20 protein-coding genes are annotated in these 22,761 nt (G+C 65.9%); 8 read left to right on the forward strand and 12 right to left on the reverse strand.

Annotation, left to right across the window (positions count from 1 at the left end):
- Positions 1-4 precede the first annotated feature (4 nt).
- The 12 genes from NRG74_RS07680 to NRG74_RS07735 all read right to left on the reverse strand — a co-directional run bounded on the left by NRG74_RS07680 (position 5) and on the right by NRG74_RS07735 (position 11,801).
- Positions 5-1,186, reverse strand: coding sequence for an acyl-CoA dehydrogenase family protein (locus tag NRG74_RS07680; RefSeq protein ID WP_257706200.1), 1,182 nt, complete (start codon positions 1,184-1,186; stop codon positions 5-7).
- On the reverse strand, positions 1,187-2,512 hold the full coding sequence (locus tag NRG74_RS07685; RefSeq protein WP_257706201.1) for an LLM class flavin-dependent oxidoreductase: 1,326 nt from the start codon (positions 2,510-2,512) through the stop codon (positions 1,187-1,189).
- Positions 2,509-3,456, reverse strand: coding sequence for an ABC transporter substrate-binding protein (locus NRG74_RS07690; protein ID WP_257706202.1), 948 nt, complete (start codon positions 3,454-3,456; stop codon positions 2,509-2,511). Before NRG74_RS07690 ends, NRG74_RS07685 begins: the two co-directional genes overlap by 4 nt.
- 69 nt (positions 3,457-3,525) lie before the next feature.
- Positions 3,526-4,614, reverse strand: a complete 1,089-nt coding sequence (locus NRG74_RS07695; protein ID WP_173148173.1) for an LLM class flavin-dependent oxidoreductase — start codon at positions 4,612-4,614, stop codon at positions 3,526-3,528.
- Between the two features lie 685 nt (positions 4,615-5,299).
- Positions 5,300-5,656, reverse strand: a complete 357-nt coding sequence (locus NRG74_RS07700; RefSeq protein WP_257706203.1) for a hypothetical protein — start codon at positions 5,654-5,656, stop codon at positions 5,300-5,302.
- Positions 5,657-6,061: 405 nt separating this feature from the next.
- Positions 6,062-6,928, reverse strand: coding sequence for an ABC transporter permease (locus NRG74_RS07705; protein WP_257706204.1), 867 nt, complete (start codon positions 6,926-6,928; stop codon positions 6,062-6,064).
- Between the two features lie 15 nt (positions 6,929-6,943).
- Positions 6,944-7,825, reverse strand: a complete 882-nt coding sequence (locus tag NRG74_RS07710) for an ABC transporter ATP-binding protein (protein ID WP_017639670.1) — start codon at positions 7,823-7,825, stop codon at positions 6,944-6,946.
- Positions 7,826-7,839: 14 nt separating this feature from the next.
- Positions 7,840-8,721, reverse strand: coding sequence for a TauD/TfdA dioxygenase family protein (locus tag NRG74_RS07715; RefSeq protein WP_160923165.1), 882 nt, complete (start codon positions 8,719-8,721; stop codon positions 7,840-7,842).
- Between the two features lie 26 nt (positions 8,722-8,747).
- The gene (locus tag NRG74_RS07720; protein WP_257706205.1) at positions 8,748-9,755 is read right to left on the reverse strand and encodes an ABC transporter substrate-binding protein; all 1,008 of its coding nucleotides are present in this window, start codon (positions 9,753-9,755) and stop codon (positions 8,748-8,750) included.
- A gap of 136 nt (positions 9,756-9,891) precedes the next feature.
- A complete protein-coding gene (locus tag NRG74_RS07725) occupies positions 9,892-10,557 on the reverse strand; it encodes an aspartate/glutamate racemase family protein (RefSeq protein ID WP_257706206.1) in 666 nt (221 codons plus the stop codon).
- Between the two features lie 56 nt (positions 10,558-10,613).
- Positions 10,614-11,087, reverse strand: a complete 474-nt coding sequence (gene rraA / locus NRG74_RS07730) for a ribonuclease E activity regulator RraA (protein WP_257706207.1) — start codon at positions 11,085-11,087, stop codon at positions 10,614-10,616.
- 30 nt (positions 11,088-11,117) lie between these two features.
- Positions 11,118-11,801: a TerC family protein gene (locus tag NRG74_RS07735; protein WP_017639665.1), complete on the reverse strand. Its 684-nt coding sequence runs from the start codon at positions 11,799-11,801 to the stop codon at positions 11,118-11,120.
- Positions 11,802-12,036: 235 nt separating this feature from the next.
- Here NRG74_RS07735 and acnA point away from each other — a divergent pair, with 235 nt between their 5' ends.
- From acnA to NRG74_RS07775, 8 genes are all read left to right on the forward strand, one after another.
- Positions 12,037-14,724, forward strand: coding sequence for an aconitate hydratase AcnA (gene acnA, locus NRG74_RS07740; RefSeq protein ID WP_257706208.1), 2,688 nt, complete (start codon positions 12,037-12,039; stop codon positions 14,722-14,724).
- A 160-nt stretch (positions 14,725-14,884) separates the two neighbouring features.
- On the forward strand, positions 14,885-15,628 hold the full coding sequence (gene phbB / locus NRG74_RS07745; protein WP_017639663.1) for an acetoacetyl-CoA reductase: 744 nt from the start codon (positions 14,885-14,887) through the stop codon (positions 15,626-15,628).
- A 68-nt stretch (positions 15,629-15,696) separates the two neighbouring features.
- Positions 15,697-17,034, forward strand: a complete 1,338-nt coding sequence (locus NRG74_RS07750) for a CitMHS family transporter (RefSeq protein WP_068383950.1) — start codon at positions 15,697-15,699, stop codon at positions 17,032-17,034.
- A gap of 141 nt (positions 17,035-17,175) precedes the next feature.
- Positions 17,176-18,096 carry a GntR family transcriptional regulator gene (locus NRG74_RS07755; RefSeq protein WP_017639661.1) on the forward strand — a complete coding sequence of 307 codons (921 nt, stop codon included), beginning with the start codon at positions 17,176-17,178 and terminating at the stop codon, positions 18,094-18,096.
- A gap of 224 nt (positions 18,097-18,320) precedes the next feature.
- Positions 18,321-19,391: an isocitrate/isopropylmalate dehydrogenase family protein gene (locus tag NRG74_RS07760; protein WP_017639660.1), complete on the forward strand. Its 1,071-nt coding sequence runs from the start codon at positions 18,321-18,323 to the stop codon at positions 19,389-19,391.
- A 66-nt stretch (positions 19,392-19,457) separates the two neighbouring features.
- Entirely contained in the window at positions 19,458-20,729 is a 1,272-nt protein-coding gene (gene otnK, locus NRG74_RS07765) for a 3-oxo-tetronate kinase (RefSeq protein WP_257706209.1), read from the forward strand.
- Positions 20,730-20,748: 19 nt separating this feature from the next.
- Positions 20,749-21,645, forward strand: coding sequence for a LysR family transcriptional regulator (locus NRG74_RS07770; protein ID WP_257706210.1), 897 nt, complete (start codon positions 20,749-20,751; stop codon positions 21,643-21,645).
- A 28-nt stretch (positions 21,646-21,673) separates the two neighbouring features.
- Positions 21,674-22,735, forward strand: a complete 1,062-nt coding sequence (locus tag NRG74_RS07775) for an AbrB family transcriptional regulator (protein WP_257706211.1) — start codon at positions 21,674-21,676, stop codon at positions 22,733-22,735.
- Positions 22,736-22,761: the final 26 nt, after the last annotated feature.

Genomic DNA, 22,761 nt, shown 5'->3' on the forward strand with positions numbered 1-22,761 from the left:
CTCGTCAGGTATAGGCACGGATATCGGGGTACTGGCCATTGACCGCATAACGGCCGACCTCCAGCACCTTGTAGGCCAGGGGGTCGTGCAGGCTGTGGGTGCGCACGTCGCGCCAGAAGCGATCCAGACCGAGGCGGTTGTGGGTGGCGCGGGCACCCAGGGCGTCGAATACCCGGGTGGTGACGTCCAGGGCGGTACGGGCAGCCAGCACCTTGGCGCTGGCCACGGCGATGGCCGTCTCGCCGCGCAGGTCGGCGGTAAAGGTGGCATCGGCCTCGAGCAGGTCATCCACCCGCCGTGCCGCCACGTCGGCGAGGGCCACGGCGCCCTGCAGGGCGATCCAGAGTTCGCCCATCTGGCTCAACACCAGTTGATCCTCGCTGGCGCTGGCGGCCAGGGAATGCACCCAAGGCCGCGCCTCTTCGTGCAGATAGCGCCGCGCCTCGCGCAGCGCGCCCTGGGCGGCACCCAGGTAGTACTGGGTGAAGGCCGACTGGTTGACCGGGGTGCGGATCACCGCGGCAAAGTCACCGGCATCTTCCAGGTCGCAGACTTGGGCCTCCTCGGCACTGGCCCAGACGTCGGTCAGGGTAAAGCTGCCACTGTCGCTGCGCGCCACGCCGAAGTGGTCCCAGTCCTCGGCATAGGCCAGCCCCGCGCGATCCCCTGGCAGGGTGACCATCAGCCGCGCCCCGCTCTGCCGGTCGCGGGCACTGATGGTGAGGCGATCGGCGAAGGCGGCGCCGCTGCAGAAGCCCTTGCGCCCGGTCAGGCGATAGCCACCGCCGGCAACGGGCGTGGCGAGGATGTCGTCATCCCGGGGATTGACCACCCCGGCGAGCCACAGCCGGCCCTCGGCGATTTCCGCCAGCAGGCGGTCGCGCCGTGGCTGGGGCTCGCGGCGCAGGTTCACCGTATTGAGCAGGTGATAGCCAAAGAGCAGGCCGACCGAGCCGTCACCGGCAGCGATCTCGCGCAGCACACGCATGGCCAGCGACCAGGGCTGGCCGGCGCCACCAAGGCGCACGGGTATGACCAGGTTGGTCAGGCCGCTGTCCTTGAGTCTTTGCAGCTGGGCATCGGGACGAATGCGGTCGCGTTCGTCGGCCACCACCCGGGCAGCGAATTCCGCGCCGATCTCGCGGGCCAGCGTCAGCCAAGTCTCGGTATCCTTGATGGTGCTCATCTAGTCCTCCAGAGGGCCGAGGCCCAGGTGGTCTCTCAGGGTCGTGCCCTGGTACTGGCGTCGGAACAGGCCGCGGCGCTGCAGGTGCGGCACCACGCTTTCGCTGAACTCGACGAAGGACCCCGGCAGGTAGCCGGGGGAAATCACGAAGCCGTCGCAGCCGCCGGCTTCGAACAGCTCGGCCAGCTGTTCGGCGATCTGGGCGCCGGTGCCCACCAGTTGCGGCACCCGCACGCTGGCGGCATAGCTGCGACCCAATTCGGCCAGGGTGGTCCGCGACCCCAGCGCCAGGAGTTTTTCGGCAGCGGCCGGTGGCAGGCCGCCGACCTCGGCCACCTCACCCAGGGCGGTATCGAGGGTAAAGCGCGACAGGTCGATATTGAGCTGGGAGCAGAGGGTGATCAGCCCCACCTCGGGTTGCGCCAGGGCGTTGTGCCTTTCCTGCTTGGCCCGCGCCTCGGCTTCGCTGCCGCCGATGAAGGGCATGACCGAGGTGAGGATCTTGCAGCCGTCGGGGGAGCGCCCCTGCTCCAGCACCTGGCGGCGGACGTCGTCGCGAAAGGCGCGCATGGCGGCGAGGTCTGGCTGGATGGTGAAGATGGCCTCGGCCCAACGTGCGCCGAAGCGCCGGCCACGACCACTGGAGCCGGCCTGGATCAGTACCGGTCGCCCTTGCGGACTGCGCGGGATGTTGAGCGGCCCCTCCACGCGGAACCAGTCGCCCTGGTGATCGAGGGCACGCACCTGCGCGGGATCGGCCAGCACGCCGGCGTCTCGATCCAGGCGCAGCGCGCCAAGTCCCCAACTGCGCCAGAGCTTGACGGCCACCTCGACGAATTCGTCAGCACGGTCGTAGCGCAGGTCGTGCTCCAGGTGGCGCTCCTTGCCGAACAAGCGCCCCTCGCTGTCGTTCATCGAGGTGACGATGTTCCAGGCGGCGCGCCCGCGGGACAGGTGATCGAGGGTGGCGAAGGCCCGGGCGACGTGGGCCGGTTCGTAGTAGGTGGTGGAGCGGGTGCAACCCAGCCCAAGGTGGCGGGTGTGAGCCACCAGATAGGACAACAGCGGCAGCGGATCGAGTCGGGTGGCGTCCTGGGCCCCTAGGCGCAGGGCGGTCTCCCGCGAGCCGCCGAGCTGATCGCCCACGGCCAGGCGGTCGGCGAAGAACAGGAAGTCGAACAGCCCCTCCTCCAGCGCCTTGGCCGCGCGGACGTAATAGTCCGGGTCGAGGAAGTCGCCCTGGGTTTCGGGGTGGCGCCAGACGGCGTGGCTATGGACGACCGGACCAGCCAGCAGGAAGCCGGCGAGGTGCAATTGGCGACTCATCGGCTGGCCTCCCGGAGCGCTTGCAGGTAGCGGTTGAAGCTCTGGTCATAGAGCGGCTTGACGTCGTACGGCTGTTGCAGCACCCCGGCCTTGACCAGGAAATCGGCGGTCTTCTGGCCGTCGCTCAAGGTCTGGGCGCTGATCGGTTCGACCCAGGTGGCGTCGCGCCGGAACCAGCGTTCGGCGATGGCCGGATCGGAGTTGTTGCGCCTGGCCCAGGCCTGGGCATAGACGTCGACGTGGTCGCGCGCCCAGCTGCGAGCACGTTGCAAGCGGGCGATGAAATCGCCGATGGCGGCGCGGTTCTCGTCCAGGCGCTGGGTGTTGGCCACCACATAGACCGGCGCCGGCATCAGGTCCTTGGCGGTGATCAGCACCCGTCCGCCCTGGCGCTCTACCATGCTCACGTAGGGCTCCCAGGTGGCGGTGGCATCGAGGGTGCCCTGGCTCAAGGCGGCGACCGCCTCGGTGGGCATCAGGTAGCTGTAGCGCGGGGCATCGTTGGGCAGCCCGGCCTGTTCCAACGCCGAGTAGACCAGTTGCTGGCTCCAGGAGCCCTTCCAGATGGCAACCCGCTTGCCGGCCAAGTCCGCCACCGTCTTGATGGGTGAATCCTTGCCGACCACGATGGCAGTGCCGTCCGGTCTATTGCGGGTCACTGCCACCACCTTGATCGGCCCACCCCGGGCGGCCAGGGCGATCACCGGGGTGTCGCCGACGATGCCCAGGTCGATGGAGCCGACATTGAGCGCCTCCACCACCGGGCTACCGGCGTTGAACCTCTTCCACTGGATCTCGTACGGCAGGTCCTTGAGTTCACCTGCCTGCTCGAGCAGGGTGCTGCTGTAGTAGAACTGGTCACCGATGGTGAGGGTGACCGCCTGGGCCAGGTTGGCGGAGGTGCCAGCCAGCAGGCCGGCGGCGAACAACAATCCCTTGATCACGAAGGCGTCTCCTCGAAGGTATCGGGAGCGCTCCGTGGGTACGGTCGCGCAGGTGTCAGATGTCGGGATTCAGCCGGTGCGGCGGGCACCGGCCAGGCGCGCGGCGACCTTCTGCCGGGTCAGGGGAATCAGTTCGCGGCCGTACTCGACGGCGTCGTTGAGCGGATCGAAGCCGCGAATCAGGAAGCTGTCGACGCCCAGGTCGTAGTAGTCCAGCAGGGCATCGGCCACCTGCTCGGCGGTGCCCACCAGGGCGGTGGAGTTGTGCCCGCCGCCGACCAGGGCGGCGATGCCGGTCCAGAGCCGGCGATCCACACGGTCGCCCAGGGCCACGGTATCGCGCAGACGCTGTGCCCCGACCGCTTCGGGTTTGGCGGGATGCACGGCGCCGTCGGCGGCGAGGCGCGCCTTGGCCTGCTGGCGAATGGCCTCGGCCTTGGCCCAGGCATCATCCTCGGTGTCGCCAAGGATCACCCGGAAGGACACGTTGAACTTCGGGGTACGGCCATGGCGCGCCGCCTCGGCGCGGACCGCAGCGATGGTCTCGCGGGTCTGGGCCAGGGATTCACCCCACAGCGCGAAGACGTCGGCGTGCTTGCCGGCCACCCGCAATGCGGCTGGCGAGGAACCGCCGAAATAGACCGGCAGGCTCGGCTGCTGCAGCGGCTTGATGGCGGAGAAGCCCTTCGCCACCCGGTAGTGCTCACCCTCGTGATCGAAGGGCTGGGTGCTGGTCCACTCCTGGCGGACCACGTCGAGGAATTCCTCGGTGCGGGCATAGCGCTGGTCGTGGTCGAGCCAGTCGCCGTCCTTGCGCTGCTCCCCATCGCTGCCACCACTGATGATGTGCACCGCCAGGCGACCGTCGAGCAGATGATCGAGGGTCGCCAGCTTGCGCGCCGCCAGGGTCGGGGCGACGAAACCGGGACGGTGGGCCAGCAGGAACTTGAGCGTCCGGGTGGCCTGCCCCGCCAGGGCAGTGACCAGGAAGCCGTCGGGCTGATCGGACCAGTAGCCGACCAGGATGCGATCGAAGCCGGCCTGCTCGTGGGCCTGGGCGAAGCGGGTGATATAGCCCTTGTCGAAGATGGGACCGGAGGGGGCGATGATCTCCGAGGTGAGGCGGTGGCCGATCATGCCGAGGAATTGGACGCTCATGGTAGTGAATCCCGTGCCGAGGTAAGGGGACGCCTTCAGGAAGGCGTTGGCTGGGTTCCACCTTAGGCAACCAGGGCATAAGAAGGAAATTCCTTATGCGCATATCCTAATTATTGTTTTATTTGAAACATGCATTTAAAGATGGTTGCTTGCCTCATGAAGCGACGCTCTTCAAGGGTAGAAGCAGCAGTACTTCCTCGTTCCGTAGGAGCGGCCCATGGCCGCGATCGCCCAAACGATCCCAGGGCGCCTCGGCGTGGAAAAAGGCGTTAGCCTTTTCCACCAGGGCCTTCGGTGCGAGGGGCGCCCTCACCCCAGCCCTCTCCCCAAGGGAGAGGGGGTTATCCGAGTGAGGCTTGAAAGTCGTTGTTCCTGGACCAAATCCGTGGCCTGTTGGGCTTCGACGATAAAGCCGTCTCAACCCAACCTACGGGGCTATGTCGTAGGTTGGGTTGAGCGCAGCGAAGCCCAACGACCAAGCGCCGTAGCGTGGAAACGGCGTAGCTTTTTTCCACCAGGTAGTTCAGCCACAAGGACGCCCTCGCCTCCACATTCTCCTGAAGGGTTAAATCGAGCGAATACCGGTCTCAGTCGATCCGAGAAGACCTCTTCGACCGCAGCCACCTGCCCGTAGGAGCGGCCCATGGCCGCGATTGGCCAATCACTCATACTACGCTGACGGTCTTCAAAGCCAGGCCGTAGCCGCCAACCCCAGGGCGCCGAGGATGAAACCCACCAGAGCGCCCCGACCCGGTAACTCCTGGAATAGCAGCCAGATCAGCAACGGCTCGCAGACCAATAACACCAGTACGGAAACGACCGCGACCACCCAGATATCACCGGTAGCCCGATAGCCCAGGCCGTAGGCCAGCAACAGGCAGAAACCGGAAAAGCAAGCGAGCCCCGCCAATAGCAGCGCATCATGCCAATCGAAACCGACCGCAGCCGCCAACCGCGCCGCTGCCAATTCGGCGTAGATGATGCAGCCTTCGCCGATGATCATCAGGGCGATGGCGAAGATTCCAAGCACTTCTTTGGACATGAAAGACCTTCCTTTTGGACCGAGCGGACTGACGCTGTGTCGTGATGCACACCGCGCTCAGATGGGGTACTGAGGTCGATGCAGTCAGTGGCGTCAGGGGCTCGATACGGAAGGCATACATGAGCGAAACCTCTGTGAGGGAGTGGCTCTATAAAGGCTAGATCAGGGTACAGCGGTAGAACAGCGGCGGGTTATCGGTGTTAGAGGATGTTGGTCTTTGAACAGAAATTCTTCATAGGAGCGATAGCCCTGCGGACCGCCAAGACTGCAAGCCGCCATGTACTACTGGCGAACAGCAACCCGCGATCTGTTGGACTTCGACGATAAAGCCGTCTCAACCCAACCTACGGGGCTATGCCGTAGGTTGGGTTGAGCGCAGCGAAGCCCAACAGGCCGGTGAAGACCCTACCGCTGCATCCCCCACTTCTTCACCGTCAGCCGCTCCAAGGTGGCGAACACCAGGCCTTCCACCAGCAGGCCAATGATGATCACCGCGGCGAGGCCAGCGAAGACGCGGTCGGTGTAGAGCTCGTTGCGATTCTGGAAGATGTACCAGCCCAGGCCGCCCTTGCCGCTGGAGGCGCCGAACACCAGCTCGGCGGCGATCAGGGTGCGCCAGGCGAAGGCCCAGCCGATCTTGAGGCCCGAGACGATGGCCGGCAACGCCGCCGGGATGAGGATCAGCCCGACGTACCTCAGCCCCTTGAGGCCGTAGTTGCGCCCGGCCATGCGCAGGGTGTCGGAGACGCCGAGAAAGCCCGAGTAGGTGTTCAGTGCCATGGGCCAGAGCACCGAATGCACCAGCACGAACACCAGGCTGTTCTCGCCCAGGCCGAACCAGAGCAGCGCCAGCGGCAACAAGGCGATGGCCGGCAGCGGATTGAACATCGAGGTCAGGGTGCCGAGCAGGTCGCGACCGAACTGTGTGGAGACGGCCAGGGCGCTCAGCGCCAGGGCCAGCACCACGCCCAGCAGATAGCCCTTGAGCAGGGTGCCGAGGGAAATGGCGATCTTGGCCGGCAATTCACCGGTGACCAGCCCATCCCAGAAGGCCGCGGCGGTCTGCAGGAAGCTGGGCAGCAGCAGGTCGTTACCCTGCCAGCGGGCGGCCACTTCCCAGGCCAGCATGAGGATCGCCAGGATCACCAGCTTGCGCAGCCAGGCCTGGCTCCACAGGCGCGTGGCCAGAGGTAGTTCCACCGCCAGCGGCAAGTCGTTGAGGGGCGCGAGGTCCCGTTGGTATTCGGCCCGCACCGGGGGCTGTCGAGTCATGGGTCCACCTCGAAACTAGTAGGAAATGCGGCCCTGGACGATGGCCTGCTGCAGGCGCAGGCGCTCGTCGGCGACCTCCGGCGGCAGGGTCTGGACGTCGTCGGGAAACAGCAGGTTGTGGATGCGCAGTGCGGTGCTCTGGAATTCGGCGCCGCCAAAGTCCTCGAGGCCGAACTGGTGACAGTTGAGCTCCGCGCGGACCCGGCCCGGATGGGGCGACAGCAGCAGGATGCGATTGCCCACCACCAGCGCCTCCTCGATGGAGTGGGTGACGAACAGCAGGGTGAAGCGCACCTCGTCCCAGAGCGCCAGGAGTTCTTCCTGCATCTTGCGGCGAGTCAGGGCGTCCAGGGCGGCGAAGGGTTCGTCCATCAGCAGGATCTTGGGCTGCATGGCCAGGGCGCGAGCGATGGCCACCCGCTGCTTCATGCCGCCGGAAAGATGATGTGGATAGGCGTCGACGAAGCGCGCCAGGCCGACCTTGTCCAGGTAGTGCAGCGCCCGCTCGCGCGCCTCGCCACGACTGGCCTGGCGACTGGCGAGCAGCGGGAACATGGTGTTCTCCAGCACCGTCTTCCACGGCGGCAGCTGGTCGAATTCCTGGAACACCACGATGCGATCCGGCCCCGGTCCCTTGACCGGCTGGCCGTCCAGACGGATCTCGCCGTGCAGCGGCGGCAGAAAGCCCGCCACCGACTTGAGCAGACTGGACTTGCCGCAGCCGGACGGACCGAGCAGCACGAAGCGGTCAGCGCCATGCACCTCGAAGGACACTTGGTGGGTAGCCCGCACCCGGCGTTCGCGGGTGCGGTATTCGAGGTCGAGATCCTGCACCTGCAGCAGCGGCTGGGTCTGCGCCAGGGTCAGGTGCGGACGGGAAGCTAGAGGGGCATTCATGGTCGTCTCCTCCCTTAAAACGGCGCATCGCCCTGGATGGTGGTGCGATACAGCTTGCGCCGCAGATGATTGGGGCAGCCGGCCGCCAGGTGCAGCAGCGAGCGGTTGTCCCAGAACACCAGGTCGTGGGGCTGCCACTGGTGGCGATAGAGGTGCTCGGGCTTGATGCTGTGGGCATAGAGCTCGGCCAGCAGCTCGCGACTCTCGTCTTCCGGCAGGCCGACGATGTGGGTGGTGAAGCCCTCGCTGACGAACAGCGCCTTGCGGCCATTTTCCGGATGAGTACGTACCACCGGATGCACCACCGCCTTGACCTCGGCCAGCTGCGCGGCGGTCAGGGTCGGCCGCCAGTTGCCCTCGAACTTGGGTTTGGCGTAGGTGGCGGTATAGGAATGCTCTGCCTGGAGACCCTCGACCTGGCGCTTGAGCGCCGCTGGCAGGGTGTCGTAGGCCAGGTGCATGTTGGCGAAGAGGGTATCGCCGCCCTCCTCCGGCAATTCCTGGGCATGCAGCATGGAACCCAGGCTCGGCAGCTCCTTGTAGGAGAGATCCGAGTGCCAGAACTTGCCGGCATCGCCCAGGCCGATCGGCTGACCGCCTTCGACGATGTTGGAGACGATGAGGATCTCCGGGTGGCCGGCCAGGTGGAATTGCTTGAGCACATGGATCTGCAACTCGCCGAAGCGGCGACTGAAGGCGATTTGCTCTTCGGGGGTGATGCGCTGGTCGCGGAACACCACCACATGGTGGTCCAGGTGGGCGCGATGAACGCGGGCGAAGTCTTCGGCATTGAGCGGCTGGGCCAGATCGATGCCGAGGATCTCGGCGCCCAGGTTACCGAAGGGACGGATCTCGAAAGTCTGGCCGGCGGCCGGACGTGAGGAAGCGAGAGTCATTGGAGTGTTCTCCTTGGTGGTCCAGCTCAGCTGCCGGGACGCTCGTGGGCTTCGGGGAAGAAGTAGTCCTGCCAGGAAGCAGCCTGGTGTTTCAGCACGCCCAGCTCATGCAGCTTCTGGGCGTAGACGAAGGTCCGCTGGGGCTCGACGGTGAAGTCGATCTCCGGGTCCTCGACGATGCGCTGCACCAGGGCCAGCGGCAGCTTGGAATGCTCGACGCGGATATAGGCCTCGGCGGCCGCGGCCTTGTTGGCGCGGATGAAGGCGGCAGCCTCCACCAGGGCGCCGTAGAAGGCGCGGTAGGTCTTGGGGTTCTCGTCGTGGAATTTCTCGGTGGTGTAGAGGACGTTGAAGGTGCCTGGTCCGCCGAGGACGTCGTAGCTGCTGAGGATGCGATGGACCCGAGGATTCTCCAGCGCCTGGTACTGGAACGGTGGGCTGGAGAAATGGGTAGTGATCTCGGAGCCGCCCGCTATCAGGGCGGCACTGGCATCCGGGTGCGGCAGACTCACGCTGATGGCATCGAATTTCTTGAACTGGGCGTCACCGAACACCTTGGCGGTCTCGATCTGCAGGGTGCGCGACTGGAAGCCCACGCCCGCCGCCGGCACGGCGATGCGGTCCCGGTCGGTCAGATCGGTGATCGACCTGACCTCGGCGCGGTTGCTCAGCAGGTAGTTGGGCATGGAACCCAGGGCGGCGATGGCCTTGACGTTCTGTCGTCCGCGGGTGCGATCCCAGACCGTCAGCATCGGCGGTACCCCGGCGGAGACCACGTCGAGCGAGCCGGCCAGCAGCGCCTCGTTCATGGCAGTGGCGCCGGAGATGCTGTTCCAGTCCACCTGGATATCCAGGCCGGCGGCCTTGCCGTGCTTCTCGATCAACTGCTGATCGCGCACCACGTCGAGGATCAGATAGCCGATGCCGAATTGCTGGGCGATGCTGATCCTGCCCTCGGCGGCGGCACTGCCCGCGAAGCCCAGGGCACCTACCACGGCGGCGATCACCGCCAAGCCCTTCCCTACCCTGCTCATCCTTACGCTCCGTGCCGACTGGCCATCCGAAAGCGTTATAGGCTAATGAGCTGTTATAACTTTTGGTAAAGACGGAATTTGACTAACCATATGCACGGAGATGCGGGACCGGGTGAATTGGATCGCTGGAAAGGTCCTAGCCTTCAAGCAGCTGTCGCAGCCGCCGCACGGCGCTGGCCGGTGTGGTAAGCACCGAGCCGCCCCAGGCGGCTTCGCTGGCCGATTGCGCGGCGGTCATGGAAAACTGCGCGAAGCAGAGCACGTCATAGTCGCCGCGTAGCCGCTCTGCAGCCGCGGCGATAAGGGCGTCGTGGCGGGCCTGGTCACCCGCATGCAGGGCTTCCAGCGCGCCTTCGCAGAGGATCGGTGTGATGTCCGCTGCCTGACCACGGCCGCTTGCCTCGAGTTCGAAGTCGTTGACGATGGCCGCGCCCGCCGGACCGAAGGTGGTCAGGGCGGCGATGCGCCCGCCTTTGGCCAGGGCCTCCTGCACCATGGCCTCGTTGGGCTTGAGGACCGGTCGATGATAGCGGCGCTGGCAGGCTTCGATAGCGCTGGAAAAGGCCGAGCAGGTAAAGAGCACGGCATCGGCCTGGGCGCGAAAGGCATGCTCGGCCAGGTCTTGGATGCGCTGGTCCAGCGCTGTCGTACTGCCGCCAGCGGTGCTGGCGTCTTTCGACAGCGAGTCGTCCCAGAGATCGAAGCGCAGCGCCTCGGGCCAACCCTGGGCGAAGGCCGCGTTGATGGGCTCGATGGCGATGCGGGTGGCGTGGATCAGAAAGATCCGTTTGGCGGCGGTCATGGCGAAAGCACTCGTGAAGGGCCGCCAGAACGGCGGCTGGTAGCTGGCAGAAGCGCCTAGCGGACGTCGAGGATGATCACGCCGTCGGCATCGGCATAGAGTTGATCACCACTGCGGATCGTCTGCCCGGCGAAGGTCACCGCCTCGCCGATCTGGCCTTCGTTGCGCTTGACCGATTTGCGCGGCGAGACGCCCAGTGCCTTGACCGCCAGCGGTAGTCCCGCCAGCACCGCCTTGTCGCGGACCTGGCCATAGATGAGCGCACCGGCCCAGCCGTTCTTCATCAAGTCCTCGGCGATGATGTCGCCGAGCAGCGCGCAACGGTCGCTGCCACCACCATCGACCACCAGCACGCGTCCCTCGCCCGGCTGCTGGCTCAATTCCTTGATCCGCGAGTTGTCCTCGAAGCACCTGACCGTCAGCGCCGGTCCGGCGAAATCGGTGCGACCGCCCAGGTCCTGGAAGATCGGCTGCAGGACTCGCGCCTGGTCGCCATGCTCGTCGCACAGGTCGGTGGTCTTGAAGGTCATGGTGATGCTCCTTGGTGGTCGAAAGATCGGTCAGGCCGTAACCGTTCGCCGTGCCAGTAGCTGGCCGGTCACGAGCACGATGAGGACGCCGGCGACGCCGGCCGCATAGGGAACCCAGTGCAGGTCTCCGGTACCGAGCCAAGCCTGCAGGAGTTCGTCGCTGGCGATCAGCTTGCCGGCGATCCAGCCGAGCAGGGCCGCCCCGGCCATGACCAGCCAGCGGAAGCGTTCCATCAGGCGCAGGATGAGCTGGCTGCCGAAGATGATGATGGGGATGCTGATGAGCACCCCGGTGACGGCCAGGCCTAGATGGCCCTGGGCTGCGCCGGCCACGGCGATGACGTTGTCCAGACTCATCACCACATCGGCCACCATGATGATCCAGATGGCCTGGCCCAGGGTGGTACCGGCCTTGACGTCGGCCTCGTCATTCTCGGGCACCAGCAACTTGATGCCGATCCACAGCAGCAGCACGCCGCCCACCACCTTGAGCAGTGGCCAGCCCAGCACGTAGCTGGCGACGAACAGCAGCAGGATGCGCAGGATCACGGCACCCGCCACCCCGCCCAGGATGGCCTTGCGGCGTTGCGCTTCTGGCAGACGCCGACAGGCCAGGGCGATCACCACGGCGTTGTCGCCGCCGAGCAGGATATCGATGATGACGATCTGGAGCAGACTGGTCAGGAAGACCGGATCGGACAGGGCGGTAAGCAAGGTGGACCTCGTCTATTTAGGAGCTGACGTCCCTTGGGCAGCAACAGCCCGTAATGATTTCAGGTCACTATTATTGTCTTTTATATCAATACAGAACAATATTGGCCATACCTGAATTCCAGCGTTCGCCGACCGAGAACGCTGCGTTAGCCAGATACCAATTTCGAGTGACTGCCAGCTTTCCTAGCATGGCGCTCACACCGCCCACGATCACGACAACCAGACCGGACAGCCCATGAAGTTTGCCCTGGATTCCACTTACACCGGCCAGCTCACCCTCGGCGACCGGCATTACGCCTATGTCGACCTCAAGCGTCTGTTCGACGCCGACACCCTGGCGCGCCTGCCCTACTCCCTGCGTCTGCTGGTGGAAAACGTCGCCCGCTGCTTTCCCGAGGCGCTACCGCCGGTGCTGGCCCGTGCCCGTGGCGAAGGCCCGCCATGCGAGGCGCCCTTCCTGCCCAACCGCCTGATGTTCCACGACACCACCTGCCTGCCCGCCCTGGCCGACTTCGCCGGCATGCGCGACATGGTGGCCGAACTGGGCGGCGATCCGAGCCGGATGAATCCACGCATCCCGGCGGTGCTGACCATCGACCACTCGGTGATCGTCGAACGCTTCGCCGAGCCGGACGCGGTGGAAGCCAATCTGGACATCGACTACCGCCGCAATACCGAGCGCTACCAGTTCATCAAGTGGGCGCAGAAGAGCCTGGACAACTTCAAGGTGGTTCCACCGGGCACCGGCATCATCCACCAGGTCAACATGGAGTCCCTGGGCACCGTGGTCTGGGAAAGCGAGACCAGCGACGGCCAACCGCTGCTGCACCCGGACGACATGGTCGCCACCGACAGCCATACGCCGATGATCAACGCCATCGGCATCCTCGGTTGGGGCGTGGGCGGTCTGGAAGGCCAGGCGGCCATGCTGGGCGAGCCGGTACCGATCAGTTTTCCCGAGGTCATCGGTATCCGTGTGACCAATGCGCTACGTCCGGGGGTGACCGCCACTGACCTTTCCTTGAAAGTCACCCAGTTGCTGCGCCAGCGCGGCGTGGTGGGCAAGTTCGTCGAGTTCTGCGGACCGGGCCTGTCGGGCCTGAGTTGGGCCGCCCGCGGCACCCTCTCCAACATGGCACCGGAATACGGCGCGACCGTGGTGTTCTTCCCCTTCGATACGGTGACCATGGAGTACCTCGAGCTCACTGGCCGCACCCCGGAGCTGCGCGAGCGGGTCGCGGCCTACCTGAAAGCCCAGACCCTGTGGCGCCACGACAGCGATCCCGAGCCGGTCTTCACCGAGGTCATTCCGCTGGACCTCGCCAGCATCGAGCCCAGCGTGGCCGGTCCGCACCAGCCGCACCAATGGCAACCGCTGGCCAAAGCCCGCGACTCCTTTCGAGCCGAGGTGCCGACCAACCCGGACGCCGGTCTGATCGCGCGTTCCACCGCGGCTACGGCGGACTACTTCGAGCCGAGCTTCGGCCAGCCGCTGACCCATGGCGCTATTTCCATCGCCGCCATCACCAGCTGCACCAACACCGCCAACCCGAGCCAGATGATCCAGGCCGGTCTCCTGGCGCGAAGGGCGCGCGAACGTGGCCTTACCCGCAAGCCCTGGGTAAAGACCTCGCTCTCCCCTGGCTCTCGGGTGGTGGCGGACTACCTGCGCGAGGCCGATCTGCTGAGCGACTTCGCCGCCCTCGGTTTCGACCTGGCCGGCTTCGGCTGCATGACCTGCATCGGCAACTCGGGCACCTTCGAAGCCCACATGGAAGCCTTCGCCGACCAGGGCCTGAAGACAGTGGTGGTGCTCTCGGGCAATCGCAATTTCGAAGGCCGGGTCAATCCCAAGGCGCAGTTCGGTTACCTCGCCTCGCCGGCCCTGGTGGTCGCCTACGCCCTGGCGGGCAGCATCGACGTCGATCTCGAACAGGCCGTGCTAGGGCTGGACCAAGCCGGTCAGCCCGTCTACCTATGCGATCTGCTGCCGGGCGATGACGAGGTCCAGGCGCTGGTCCGCGAGACAGTGCGCCCGGAGTTGTTCCGCCAGCGCAACGCCACTCTCTGGGATGGGACCCACCACTGGCAGGCGTTGTCCGCCGAGGGCAGCGTGCGCTTTCCCTGGTCGCCCAGCTCGACCTATCTGCGCCGGCCGATCTATCTGCAGGGGATCACCCCAGAGCCGCCCACGTCGTTGGCCGTGCGCGACGCCCGCACGCTGATGGTGCTGGGCGACAACATCACTACCGACCACATCTCGCCCGCCAGTGCCATCCCCCTGGACAGCCCGGCGGGCCGCTGGCTGGTGGACCATGGCGAGGCGCCGGAAGACCTCAATCAATACTCGACCCGGCGCAGCAATCACGAGGTGATGATGCGCGGTGCCTTCGTCAACCGCGCGGTGAAGAATCGCCTGCTGCCGGCGCATCCGGGCCAGGGCGGCTGGGCGCGGGCGGCCGACGGCGAGGTGCTGCCGGTGTACGACGCCGCCCTCAGCTGGGTCCGCCAGGGCACGCCGCTGGTGGTGTTCGCCGGCCTCAACTACGGCGCCGGCTCCAGTCGCGACTGGGCGGCCAAGGCGCAGGCTACCCTGGGCGTCAGGCTGGTGGTGGCGCAGAGCTTCGAGCGCATCCACCGCAGCAACCTGATCGGCATGGGCATCTTCCCGGTGCGCTTCCCCGCCGGGCAGGGCGCCGAAAGCCTGCGCCTGAGCGGTGACGAGCGTTTGGACTTCGCCGGGCTGGATGAACTGCGGGTAGGCATCAACCTCATCAGGCTGCAGATCACCCGCCCGGATGGCCAGAGTGACAGCGTCACCCTAGAACTGCCGCTGGATTCCAACCAGGAGATCCTCTACCTGCGCCAGGGCGGCATCCTGCCCTACGTGATCCGCAAGACCCTGAGCGAAGGACGGATGTGAATCCAGGGCCTCGCTAGCTCGAGGCCGAAACGCCCAAACCCACCGAAAGCTACCGCCCATCCTCATAATTGTATCTTGTGTATTTACAAGACAATTCGATTCGTCTTACCGTGCCTTATACGGCTCACGCCCGACAAGAACGACAACAGGAGAGCTACACATGAGCAAGCGCATCGCCTTCGTCACCGCCGGTATGGGCGGATTGGGAACCGCCGTTTGCCAACGCCTGGCTCGGGACGGCTTCACCGTCATCGCCGGCTGCGGTCCGGACTCACCGCTCAAGGCCGACTGGCTGGAACAGCAACGCAAGCTGGGCTTCGACTTCATCGCGGCCGAAGGGAACGTCGCTGACTGGGAATCCACTCGTGCTGCCTTTGCCAAGATTCGCGACGAGGTCGGCCCCGTCGATGTCCTGGTCAACAACGCCGGTACCGCCTGCAACGTGGTGTTCCGCGACATGCAACCGGGTGACTGGCAGACGGTGATCGATACCAACCTCAACTCCCTGTTCAACGTCACCCGCCAGGTGATCGATGGCATGACCTCCCGCGGCTGGGGACGGATCATCAACATCTCCTCGGTCAACGCCCAGCTCGGTCAGGTCGGCCAGGTCAACTATTCCACCGCCAAGTCGGCGATCCGCGGCTTCACCCGCGCCCTGGCCCGTGAGCTGGCGGCCCGCGGGGTCACGGTCAACACCGTCTCGCCCGGCTACATTGCCACGCCACGGCTCAAGGCCCTGACCCGCACCGAACTCATGGATCGCATCGTCCACGAGATCCCCATGCGCCGCCTGGGTACGCCGGAAGAGATCGCCTCCATGTGCTCCTGGCTGGCGTCGGACGAATCGGCCTTCGCCACCGGCGCGGACTTCTCCCTCAATGGCGGCCTTCACATGAGCTGATCGCTACTCCGCCACCGAACACAACGACAACCACAACAAAAGTTGTATTTTGGAATCAGGAGATACAGATGCTCTCTCTGCTCGGCTATGGAATGATCGTGACCTTCATGGCGCTGATCATGACCAAGCGGCTGCCGCCCTTGGTGGCCTTGACCATCATCCCCATCATCTTCGCCATCATCGGCGGCTTCGCGCCGGAGATGGGGCCGATGATGATCGATGGCCTGCGCAAGGTCGCACCCACCGCCATCATGGTGATGTTCGCCATCCTCTATTTCGGCCTGATGTTCGATACCGGGCTGTTCGATCCCATCATCCGCACCTTCATCAAGCTGATCAAAGGCGATCCCGCGAAGGCCGTGCTCTTCGCTACCCTGCTGGCCGGCATGGTGTCCCTGGACGGCGACGGTTCCACCACCTACATGATCACTCTGACCGCCATGCTGCCGCTGTTCCGCCGCCTGCGGCTGAATCCGCTGATCCTACCCTGCGTGGTCATCCTCGCTGCCAGCGTCACCAACTTGCTGCCCTGGAGCGGACCCATGGCCCGGGTCGCCGCGGCACTGCAGGTGGAAACCAGCCAGCTGTTCATCCCGCTGATCCCGCCGATGATCGTCAGCTTCATCGGAGTCCTGGCGCTGGCCTTCTGGTTGGGGTTGCAGGAGCGGCGCCGTCTGGGCCTGCTGGTGGCACCGGGTGGCAATCCGCTGCGCGCGACGGGCATGGACGAAGACATGGGCGATCTGCTCACGCTGAGCGACGAGAACGCCGAACTGCGCCGGCCCAAGCTGTTCTGGTTCAATGCCCTGCTCACCTTGGCGCTGATGACCTGCCTGGTGATCGAACTGCTGCCACTGCCGATCCTATTCATGGTCGCCTTCTGCATTGCCCTGACCATCAACTACCGGCAGATGGACGACCAGCGTCGGCGCATCTCGGCCCATGCCCCCGCGGCCCTGACGCAGATCTCGATCTTCATCGCCGCTGGCATCTTCGCCGGCATCCTCTCCGGGACCGGCATGGTCAAGGCCATGTCCGGCTCGCTGCTCTGGGCCCTGCCGGAGAGCTGGGGCAACTACCTGGCGCCCATCACCGCGCTGCTGAGCATTCCCGGCACCTTCTTCATGTCCAACGACGCCTTCTACTATGGCGTACTGCCGGTGCTGGCCCATGCGGCCGAAGCCTATGGCATAGGCGCGGCAGAGATCGGCCGGGCTTCGCTGATCGGGCAGCCGGTGCACCTGCTCAGTCCGCTGGTGGCGTCCACCTATCTGCTGGTGGGCCTGGCCGGAGTCGAGTTCAGCGATCACCAGAGATACACCATGAAATGGGCGTTCGCCCTGAGCTTTCTGCTCATGGCGGTCTCCATGGCGCTGGGGCTGTTCCCGCTCTACTCGGCCCGCTGACGGTCTCGGCGACGGTGCATCCGGCGCCGTCGCCCGCTCCGGAGGGCCGTGGTTATGGTAACGTCAGGGCGCTCCGCCAGACCCGGCTGGCCAACCTCTTCCGTACCTGCGCTCCGGTACCCGTCGTCCAGAAGACTCCCGATGAAAAAAGACCTCGCCGAACAACTCGCCCCGCGCATCATCGACCTTGCCCGTGCCCGCTCGATGAAGGCCGGTGATCCGTTGCGCGAGGAGGCCTTCGCCAAGGAACTGGGCGTTTCCCGCTCGCCGGTACGACGGGGCTTCGCCTTGCTGGAACAATTGGGCCTGGCGCGCAAGGAGCCCAATCGCGGCTTCTTCCTCACCCGCAACGCCACCACCATCGAGCAGGCCGCCCTGCCCAGCGAGGACGATCCCTATGAGGAGCTCTACCTGCGGGTGGTGGACGACATGCTGCGCGGCGACATCCGCAGCAGCTTCTTCGAGGCCGAGTTGCTGCGGCGCTACCAGATCCCTCGCGGCCAGTTGCTCAAGGTGCTCAACCGCCTGGCCAGCGAGGCCATGATCGAACGCCGCCCTGGCCAGGGGTGGGAGATCAATACTTTCCTGCATGACAGCGAAGCCCATATCCAGAGCTATCGCTTCCGCATGGCCATCGAGCCCTTCGCCCTGCGCGAGCCGGGCTATCGCATCGACAAGCGCGCCTTCGCCCAGGCCCGCCAGCGGCAGCAACGATTGCTGGACGGGGAGCTGTTCACTCTGTCCCGCGCCCAGCTGTTCGAGATCGGCTCCAGCTTCCACGAACTGCTGGTGCGCTGCTCAGGCAATGTCTTTCTACTCGAAGCCATCCGCCGGCAGAATCAGCTGCGTCGCTTCATGGCGTACCGCTCCAACGTCGAACGCTCGCGGCAGATCGGCCAGAGTCAGGAACACCTGCATATCCTCGACCTGCTCGAAGGCGGCAGTCGCGAAGAAGCGGCGCTCTTCCTGCACCAGCATCTCGACGTGGTCAGCCGGCTCAAGGCCGCCCAAGACCGCCAGCTGGAAGCCGCCGAAGAAGACGCGGCAAAGCAGCCAGCCTGATTCGCCCGCGCGCCTGACCCTCAATGCCCCTGCACGCCCGTCACCCATACGGGCGCTGAGCCCACACGTTCGCCAGGCACGAATCGATGTCGCTTTTTTTGTCCTGCACCGTTGCGTGAATTGTTTTTAGATGACATAAAGTACAAATCGTCCTGCCCAAGTTGTGACCTCCTCAGGCTCAGCCATCAGGCCGACGTCCCCACAGAATCTACAAGGAGAAAACAATGCGTATTCTGGTCCTGCCCTGCGACGGTATCGGTCCCGAAATCATCCAGGCATCCATGTCCGTGCTGGATGTCGCCAACGAAAAGTTCGGCCTGGGATTGACCTTCGATTACGACGACGTCGGCTTCACCAGCCTGGAGAAGCACGGCATTACCCTGCGTGACGAGACCCTGGAAAAGGCCAAGACCTACGATGGCGTGATCCTTGGCACCCAATCCCACGCCGACTACCCGGCGCCCGAAAAAGGCGGTCGCAATGTCTCTGCCGGCTTTCGCATCGGCCTCGATCTCTATGCCAACGTGCGCCCGGCGCGCACCCGGCCGTTCCTCGCCTCCAACATGAGGGAAGGCAAGAGCATGGACCTGGTGATCATGCGCGAGGCCACCGAAGGCTTCTATCCGGATCGCAACATGAGCCGCGGCTGGGGCGAGGTGATGCCCTCCCCGGACATGGCGCTGTCCACCCGCAAGATCACCCGTCACTGCAGCGAGCGTATCGCGCGCCAGGCCTTCGAGCTGGCGATGAAGCGCCGGCGCAAGGTCACCGCCATTCACAAGGCCAACAGCTTCCACATGACCGACGGCCTGTTCCTGGAATGCGTGCGCAACGTGGCCAAGGAATTCCCCGAGGTGCAGCTCGACGATCTGCTGGTGGACGCCTCCACCGCGCACCTGGTGCGCAACCCCGAGCGCTTCGACGTGCTGGTGGCCACCAACTTCTATGGCGACATCATCAGCGACCTGGCCAGCGAACTCTCCGGCAGCCTGGGCCTCGCCGGCTCCATCATGGCGAGCAACATCCACTGCTGCGCCCAGGCCCAGCATGGCTCGGCGCCGGATATCGCCGGTCAGGACAAGGCCAACCCGGTGTCGATGATCCTGTCCATCGGCATGATGCTGCACTGGATGGGCGAGCACCGTGGCAATGCCAAGCTGCAGGAAGCGGCCGCGGCGATCGACCAGGCGGTGGACAAGGTGCTGGAGGATCCGGCCAAGCGCACCGCCGACCTGGGTGGCAGCCTGGGCTGCGCCGCCTTCGGCCAGGCAGTGGCCCAGGTCCTGCGCGGCTGAGGTCATACCCGCCTCTCCGGGGCGTGCGCGCCCCGGAGACCCCTGACAAGAACAAGGAGAATCTCCATGGCCACGCCGCTCCTGGGCTGCATCGCCGACGACTTCACCGGCGGTACCGACCTCGCCAGCACCCTGGTGGCCCAGGGCATGCGCACCGTTCAGGTACTGGGCGTGCCGGACGGACCCCTGCCCAGCGACGTCGACGCCGTGGTGGTCGCCCTCAAGACCCGTACCCTGCCTACCGCCGAAGCGGTCGCCGAGTCCCTGGCGGCCCTGGCCTATCTGCGCGCGCTGGGGTGCCGGCAATTCTTCTTCAAGTATTGCTCAACCTTCGATTCCACCGCGGCCGGCAACATCGGACCGGTCGCCGATGCCCTGGCCGGTGCCCTGGGCGCCACGTTGAGTATCGCCTGCCCCGCTTTTCCCGAAAACGGCCGGACGCTCTACCTCGGCCAGCTGTTCGTCGGCGACCAGCCCCTGGCCGAGTCGGGCATGCGCCACCACCCGCTGACCCCCATGACCGACAGCAACCTGGTGCGGGTACTACAGGCACAAACACCCCATCCCGTCGGCCTGGTACGCCTGCCCCAGGTGCGTCAGGGCAGCGCAGCCCTGGCCACGGCTCTGGCCGACCTCCAGGCGCAGGGCGTTCGCCATGCCATCGTCGACGCCATCGACAACGCCGACCTGCACGCCATAGGTGCAGCCGTGGCGGATCATCCACTGGTCACCGGGGGTTCCGGCGTGGCCCTGGGACTGCCGGCCAACTTCCGCCGCCGCGGCCTGCTGGCCGCCCATGCCGAAGCATCAGCCCTGCCCGCTGCGCCCGGTCTGGCTGCCGTGCTGTCGGGCAGCTGTTCCACCGCGACCCGCGGCCAGGTGGCCGTCTGGCTAGAGCACCGGCCTGGCTTCCGCCTCGATCCGCTGGCCCTGGCCACGGGCGACGATCAGGTCGGTGCCGCGCTCGCCTGGGCCGAAGCGCGCCTGGCTACCGAGCCGGTGCTCATCTATGGCAGTGCTGACCCCGAAGCGGTGCGCAAGGCCCAGGCACAGCTGGGCGTGGAGCGCGCCGGCCAATTGGTCGAAGATGCCCTGGCCCGTATCGCCCAGGGCCTACAAACGCGTGGCGTGACGCGGCTGGTGGTGGCTGGCGGCGAAACCTCGGGGGCGGTGGTCAAGGCCCTGGCGATCGTCAGTCTGCGCATCGGGGCGCCCATCGCCCCGGGCGTCCCCTGGACCCTGGGCAGCGGCGCCCGGGGGGACATCGCCCTGGCGCTCAAATCCGGCAACTTCGGCACGCCGGACTTCTTCGAACGGGCCCTGGCCGTCGCCCCCTGACCCCTTGCGAGGATCGCCCATGAGCGGCTCTGCGCCACGCTACGATCTGGTCAGCCTGAACGTCTTCCGGGTGGTGGCCCAGGAGCGCAACGTCACCCGCGCCGCGCGGCTCTGCCATCTGGCCGTCTCCGCCGTGAGCAAGAGAATCAGCGAACTGGAAGACCAGGTCGGGGTGCCACTGTTCATCCGGCACGCCCGTGGCATGGGACTCACCCCGGCCGGCGAGACCATGCTGCACTATGTGGAGCGGGTGCATGGTGATCTGCGCCTCATGCAATTGGAACTCAACGAGCACGGCAGCGGCGCCACCGGCCATATCCGCCTGCAAGCCATCACCTCGGCGCTGACCAATCACCTGACCCCCGATCTCGCCAGCTTCATGAGCCTCTATCCGCGGGTGGATTTCGACATCGAGGAGCGCGTGGGCAGCAGCATCGTCCAGGCGGTGGCCGAAGGCAGGGCGGATGTGGGCATCGTCGCGGCCGATACCGCCGCCCTGGACCTGGAGACATTCGCCTATCGCCGCGAGCGACTGGTGGTGATCGCCGCTGCGGATCACCCCCTGGCCGGGCGCGAACGGGTAAGCTTCGCCGAGACCCTGGATCATGAATTCATCGGCCCCCACGTGGAGAGCTCGATGAACGCCCTGCTCTCGCGCCAGGCGGCGCTGCTCCAGCGCAGCATCCGTCAGCGCGTGCGCATCAGCAGCTTCGAGGCCATGTGCCGACTGGCGGCGATTCGCCTGGGCCTGTGCGTGCTGCCCGAGTCCATCGTGCGGCCTTATCTCAAGCCGATGAAACTGGTAGCCCTAGAGCTGGACGAAGCCTGGGCCAGCCGCGCCATCGTCGTAGTGGTGCGGCGCTATAGTGCGCTGTCACCGGTGGCCAAGGCTTTTGTCGGTCATCTGCGTCCCTGAACCCTGCAACCGGATCCTGTACCACGCCATGTCGACCTCCCGCTTCGCCCCTCGCCCCTGGTGGCCCACCCCCTTCGTCGGCCTGCTCGGCGGCTGGCTCGCCAGCCTGGTGCACTGGCCGTTGCCCTGGATCACCGGCGCTCTGATTGCGGTGACCCTCTGTCGCTGCCTCGGCTGGCGCATCACCGCCATTCCCCACGGTCGCCCCGCCGGGCAATGGCTGATCGCCACGGCCATCGGCCTGCACTTCACCCCGGCGATACTGACCGAGGTCGTCAGGCACCTGCCGCTGATGGCCTTGGCGGCCATCGCCACCCTGGTGCTCGCGCTTGTCGGCATCACCGTCGTGCAACGCCTAGGCACGGAACCCAAGACCGCCTTCTTCGCCTTCATGCCAGCCAACTTCGCCGAGATGATCAATCTGGCCGAACGCCATGGCGCCGATGCACCCAAGGTCGCCGCCGCCCATACCCTGCGGCTGGTAATCATCGTGCTGGTGGTGCCGCCGGCCATGCTCTGGGGCGTCCCCGGTATCGCCCAGGCCGCCCATGTCCCACCGCCGCCGGACTGGCGCTGGCTGGCCCCGCTACTGGCGGCCGGCCTGGTGGCGGCCCTGGCCTGGAAGCGTCGCGGCTGGCCCAACCCCTGGATGTTCGGCCCCCTGGCGCTGTGCTGCCTGGTCACCGCCTCCAGCGGCCTGGTCACCAGCCTGCCGCCGACGCTGAGCCACCTGGCCCAGGTGCTTATCGGCGTCACCCTGGGGTGTCACTTCGACCGCGCCTTCTTTCGCCGCTCGCCGCGCTTTCTGCTGCTGGCAACCCTCTACACCCTGCTCTGCCTGGTCGCCACCTTCCTGATCGCCTGGTTGCTGGCCCAGGTGTTCGCCCTGCCCTTCACCACCCTGGGCCTGGGCATGACGCCGGGTAGCACCACCGAGATGTACCTGACGGCCGAGGCCCTGGGGCTGGGCGTAGGCACCGTCACCGCCATGCAGATCCTGCGGCTGGTGGTGGTGATGGCGGTGGCCGAACCGCTCTATCGGCGCTGGTGCGCACGCTCGGTCGAGCCGGTGACCAGGGAATCGCCCTAGCGCCGGCTGAGACGGTGCGGCGACCG

The organism is Pseudomonas oryzihabitans (assembly GCF_024652905.1).
Lineage (GTDB): Bacteria > Pseudomonadota > Gammaproteobacteria > Pseudomonadales > Pseudomonadaceae > Chryseomonas > Chryseomonas benzopyrenica.

Excerpts from the sequence above, each read along its gene's own strand:
- NRG74_RS07680 (WP_257706200.1), bottom strand. The coding sequence starts at position 1,186 with ATGAGCACCATCAAGGATACCGAGACTTGGCTGACGCTGGCCCGCGAG.
- NRG74_RS07685 (WP_257706201.1), bottom strand. The coding sequence starts at position 2,512 with ATGAGTCGCCAATTGCACCTCGCCGGCTTCCTGCTGGCTGGTCCGGTC.
- NRG74_RS07695 (WP_173148173.1), bottom strand. The coding sequence starts at position 4,614 with ATGAGCGTCCAATTCCTCGGCATGATCGGCCACCGCCTCACCTCGGAG.
- NRG74_RS07700 (WP_257706203.1), bottom strand. The coding sequence starts at position 5,656 with ATGTCCAAAGAAGTGCTTGGAATCTTCGCCATCGCCCTGATGATCATC.
- NRG74_RS07705 (WP_257706204.1), bottom strand. The coding sequence starts at position 6,928 with ATGACTCGACAGCCCCCGGTGCGGGCCGAATACCAACGGGACCTCGCG.
- NRG74_RS07710 (WP_017639670.1), bottom strand. The coding sequence starts at position 7,825 with ATGAATGCCCCTCTAGCTTCCCGTCCGCACCTGACCCTGGCGCAGACC.
- NRG74_RS07715 (WP_160923165.1), bottom strand. The coding sequence starts at position 8,721 with ATGACTCTCGCTTCCTCACGTCCGGCCGCCGGCCAGACTTTCGAGATC.
- NRG74_RS07720 (WP_257706205.1), bottom strand. The coding sequence starts at position 9,755 with ATGAGCAGGGTAGGGAAGGGCTTGGCGGTGATCGCCGCCGTGGTAGGT.
- NRG74_RS07725 (WP_257706206.1), bottom strand. The coding sequence starts at position 10,557 with ATGACCGCCGCCAAACGGATCTTTCTGATCCACGCCACCCGCATCGCC.
- rraA (WP_257706207.1), bottom strand. The coding sequence starts at position 11,087 with ATGACCTTCAAGACCACCGACCTGTGCGACGAGCATGGCGACCAGGCG.
- acnA (WP_257706208.1), top strand. The coding sequence starts at position 12,037 with ATGAAGTTTGCCCTGGATTCCACTTACACCGGCCAGCTCACCCTCGGC.
- phbB (WP_017639663.1), top strand. The coding sequence starts at position 14,885 with ATGAGCAAGCGCATCGCCTTCGTCACCGCCGGTATGGGCGGATTGGGA.
- NRG74_RS07750 (WP_068383950.1), top strand. The coding sequence starts at position 15,697 with ATGCTCTCTCTGCTCGGCTATGGAATGATCGTGACCTTCATGGCGCTG.
- NRG74_RS07755 (WP_017639661.1), top strand. The coding sequence starts at position 17,176 with ATGAAAAAAGACCTCGCCGAACAACTCGCCCCGCGCATCATCGACCTT.
- NRG74_RS07760 (WP_017639660.1), top strand. The coding sequence starts at position 18,321 with ATGCGTATTCTGGTCCTGCCCTGCGACGGTATCGGTCCCGAAATCATC.
- otnK (WP_257706209.1), top strand. The coding sequence starts at position 19,458 with ATGGCCACGCCGCTCCTGGGCTGCATCGCCGACGACTTCACCGGCGGT.
- NRG74_RS07770 (WP_257706210.1), top strand. The coding sequence starts at position 20,749 with ATGAGCGGCTCTGCGCCACGCTACGATCTGGTCAGCCTGAACGTCTTC.
- NRG74_RS07775 (WP_257706211.1), top strand. The coding sequence starts at position 21,674 with ATGTCGACCTCCCGCTTCGCCCCTCGCCCCTGGTGGCCCACCCCCTTC.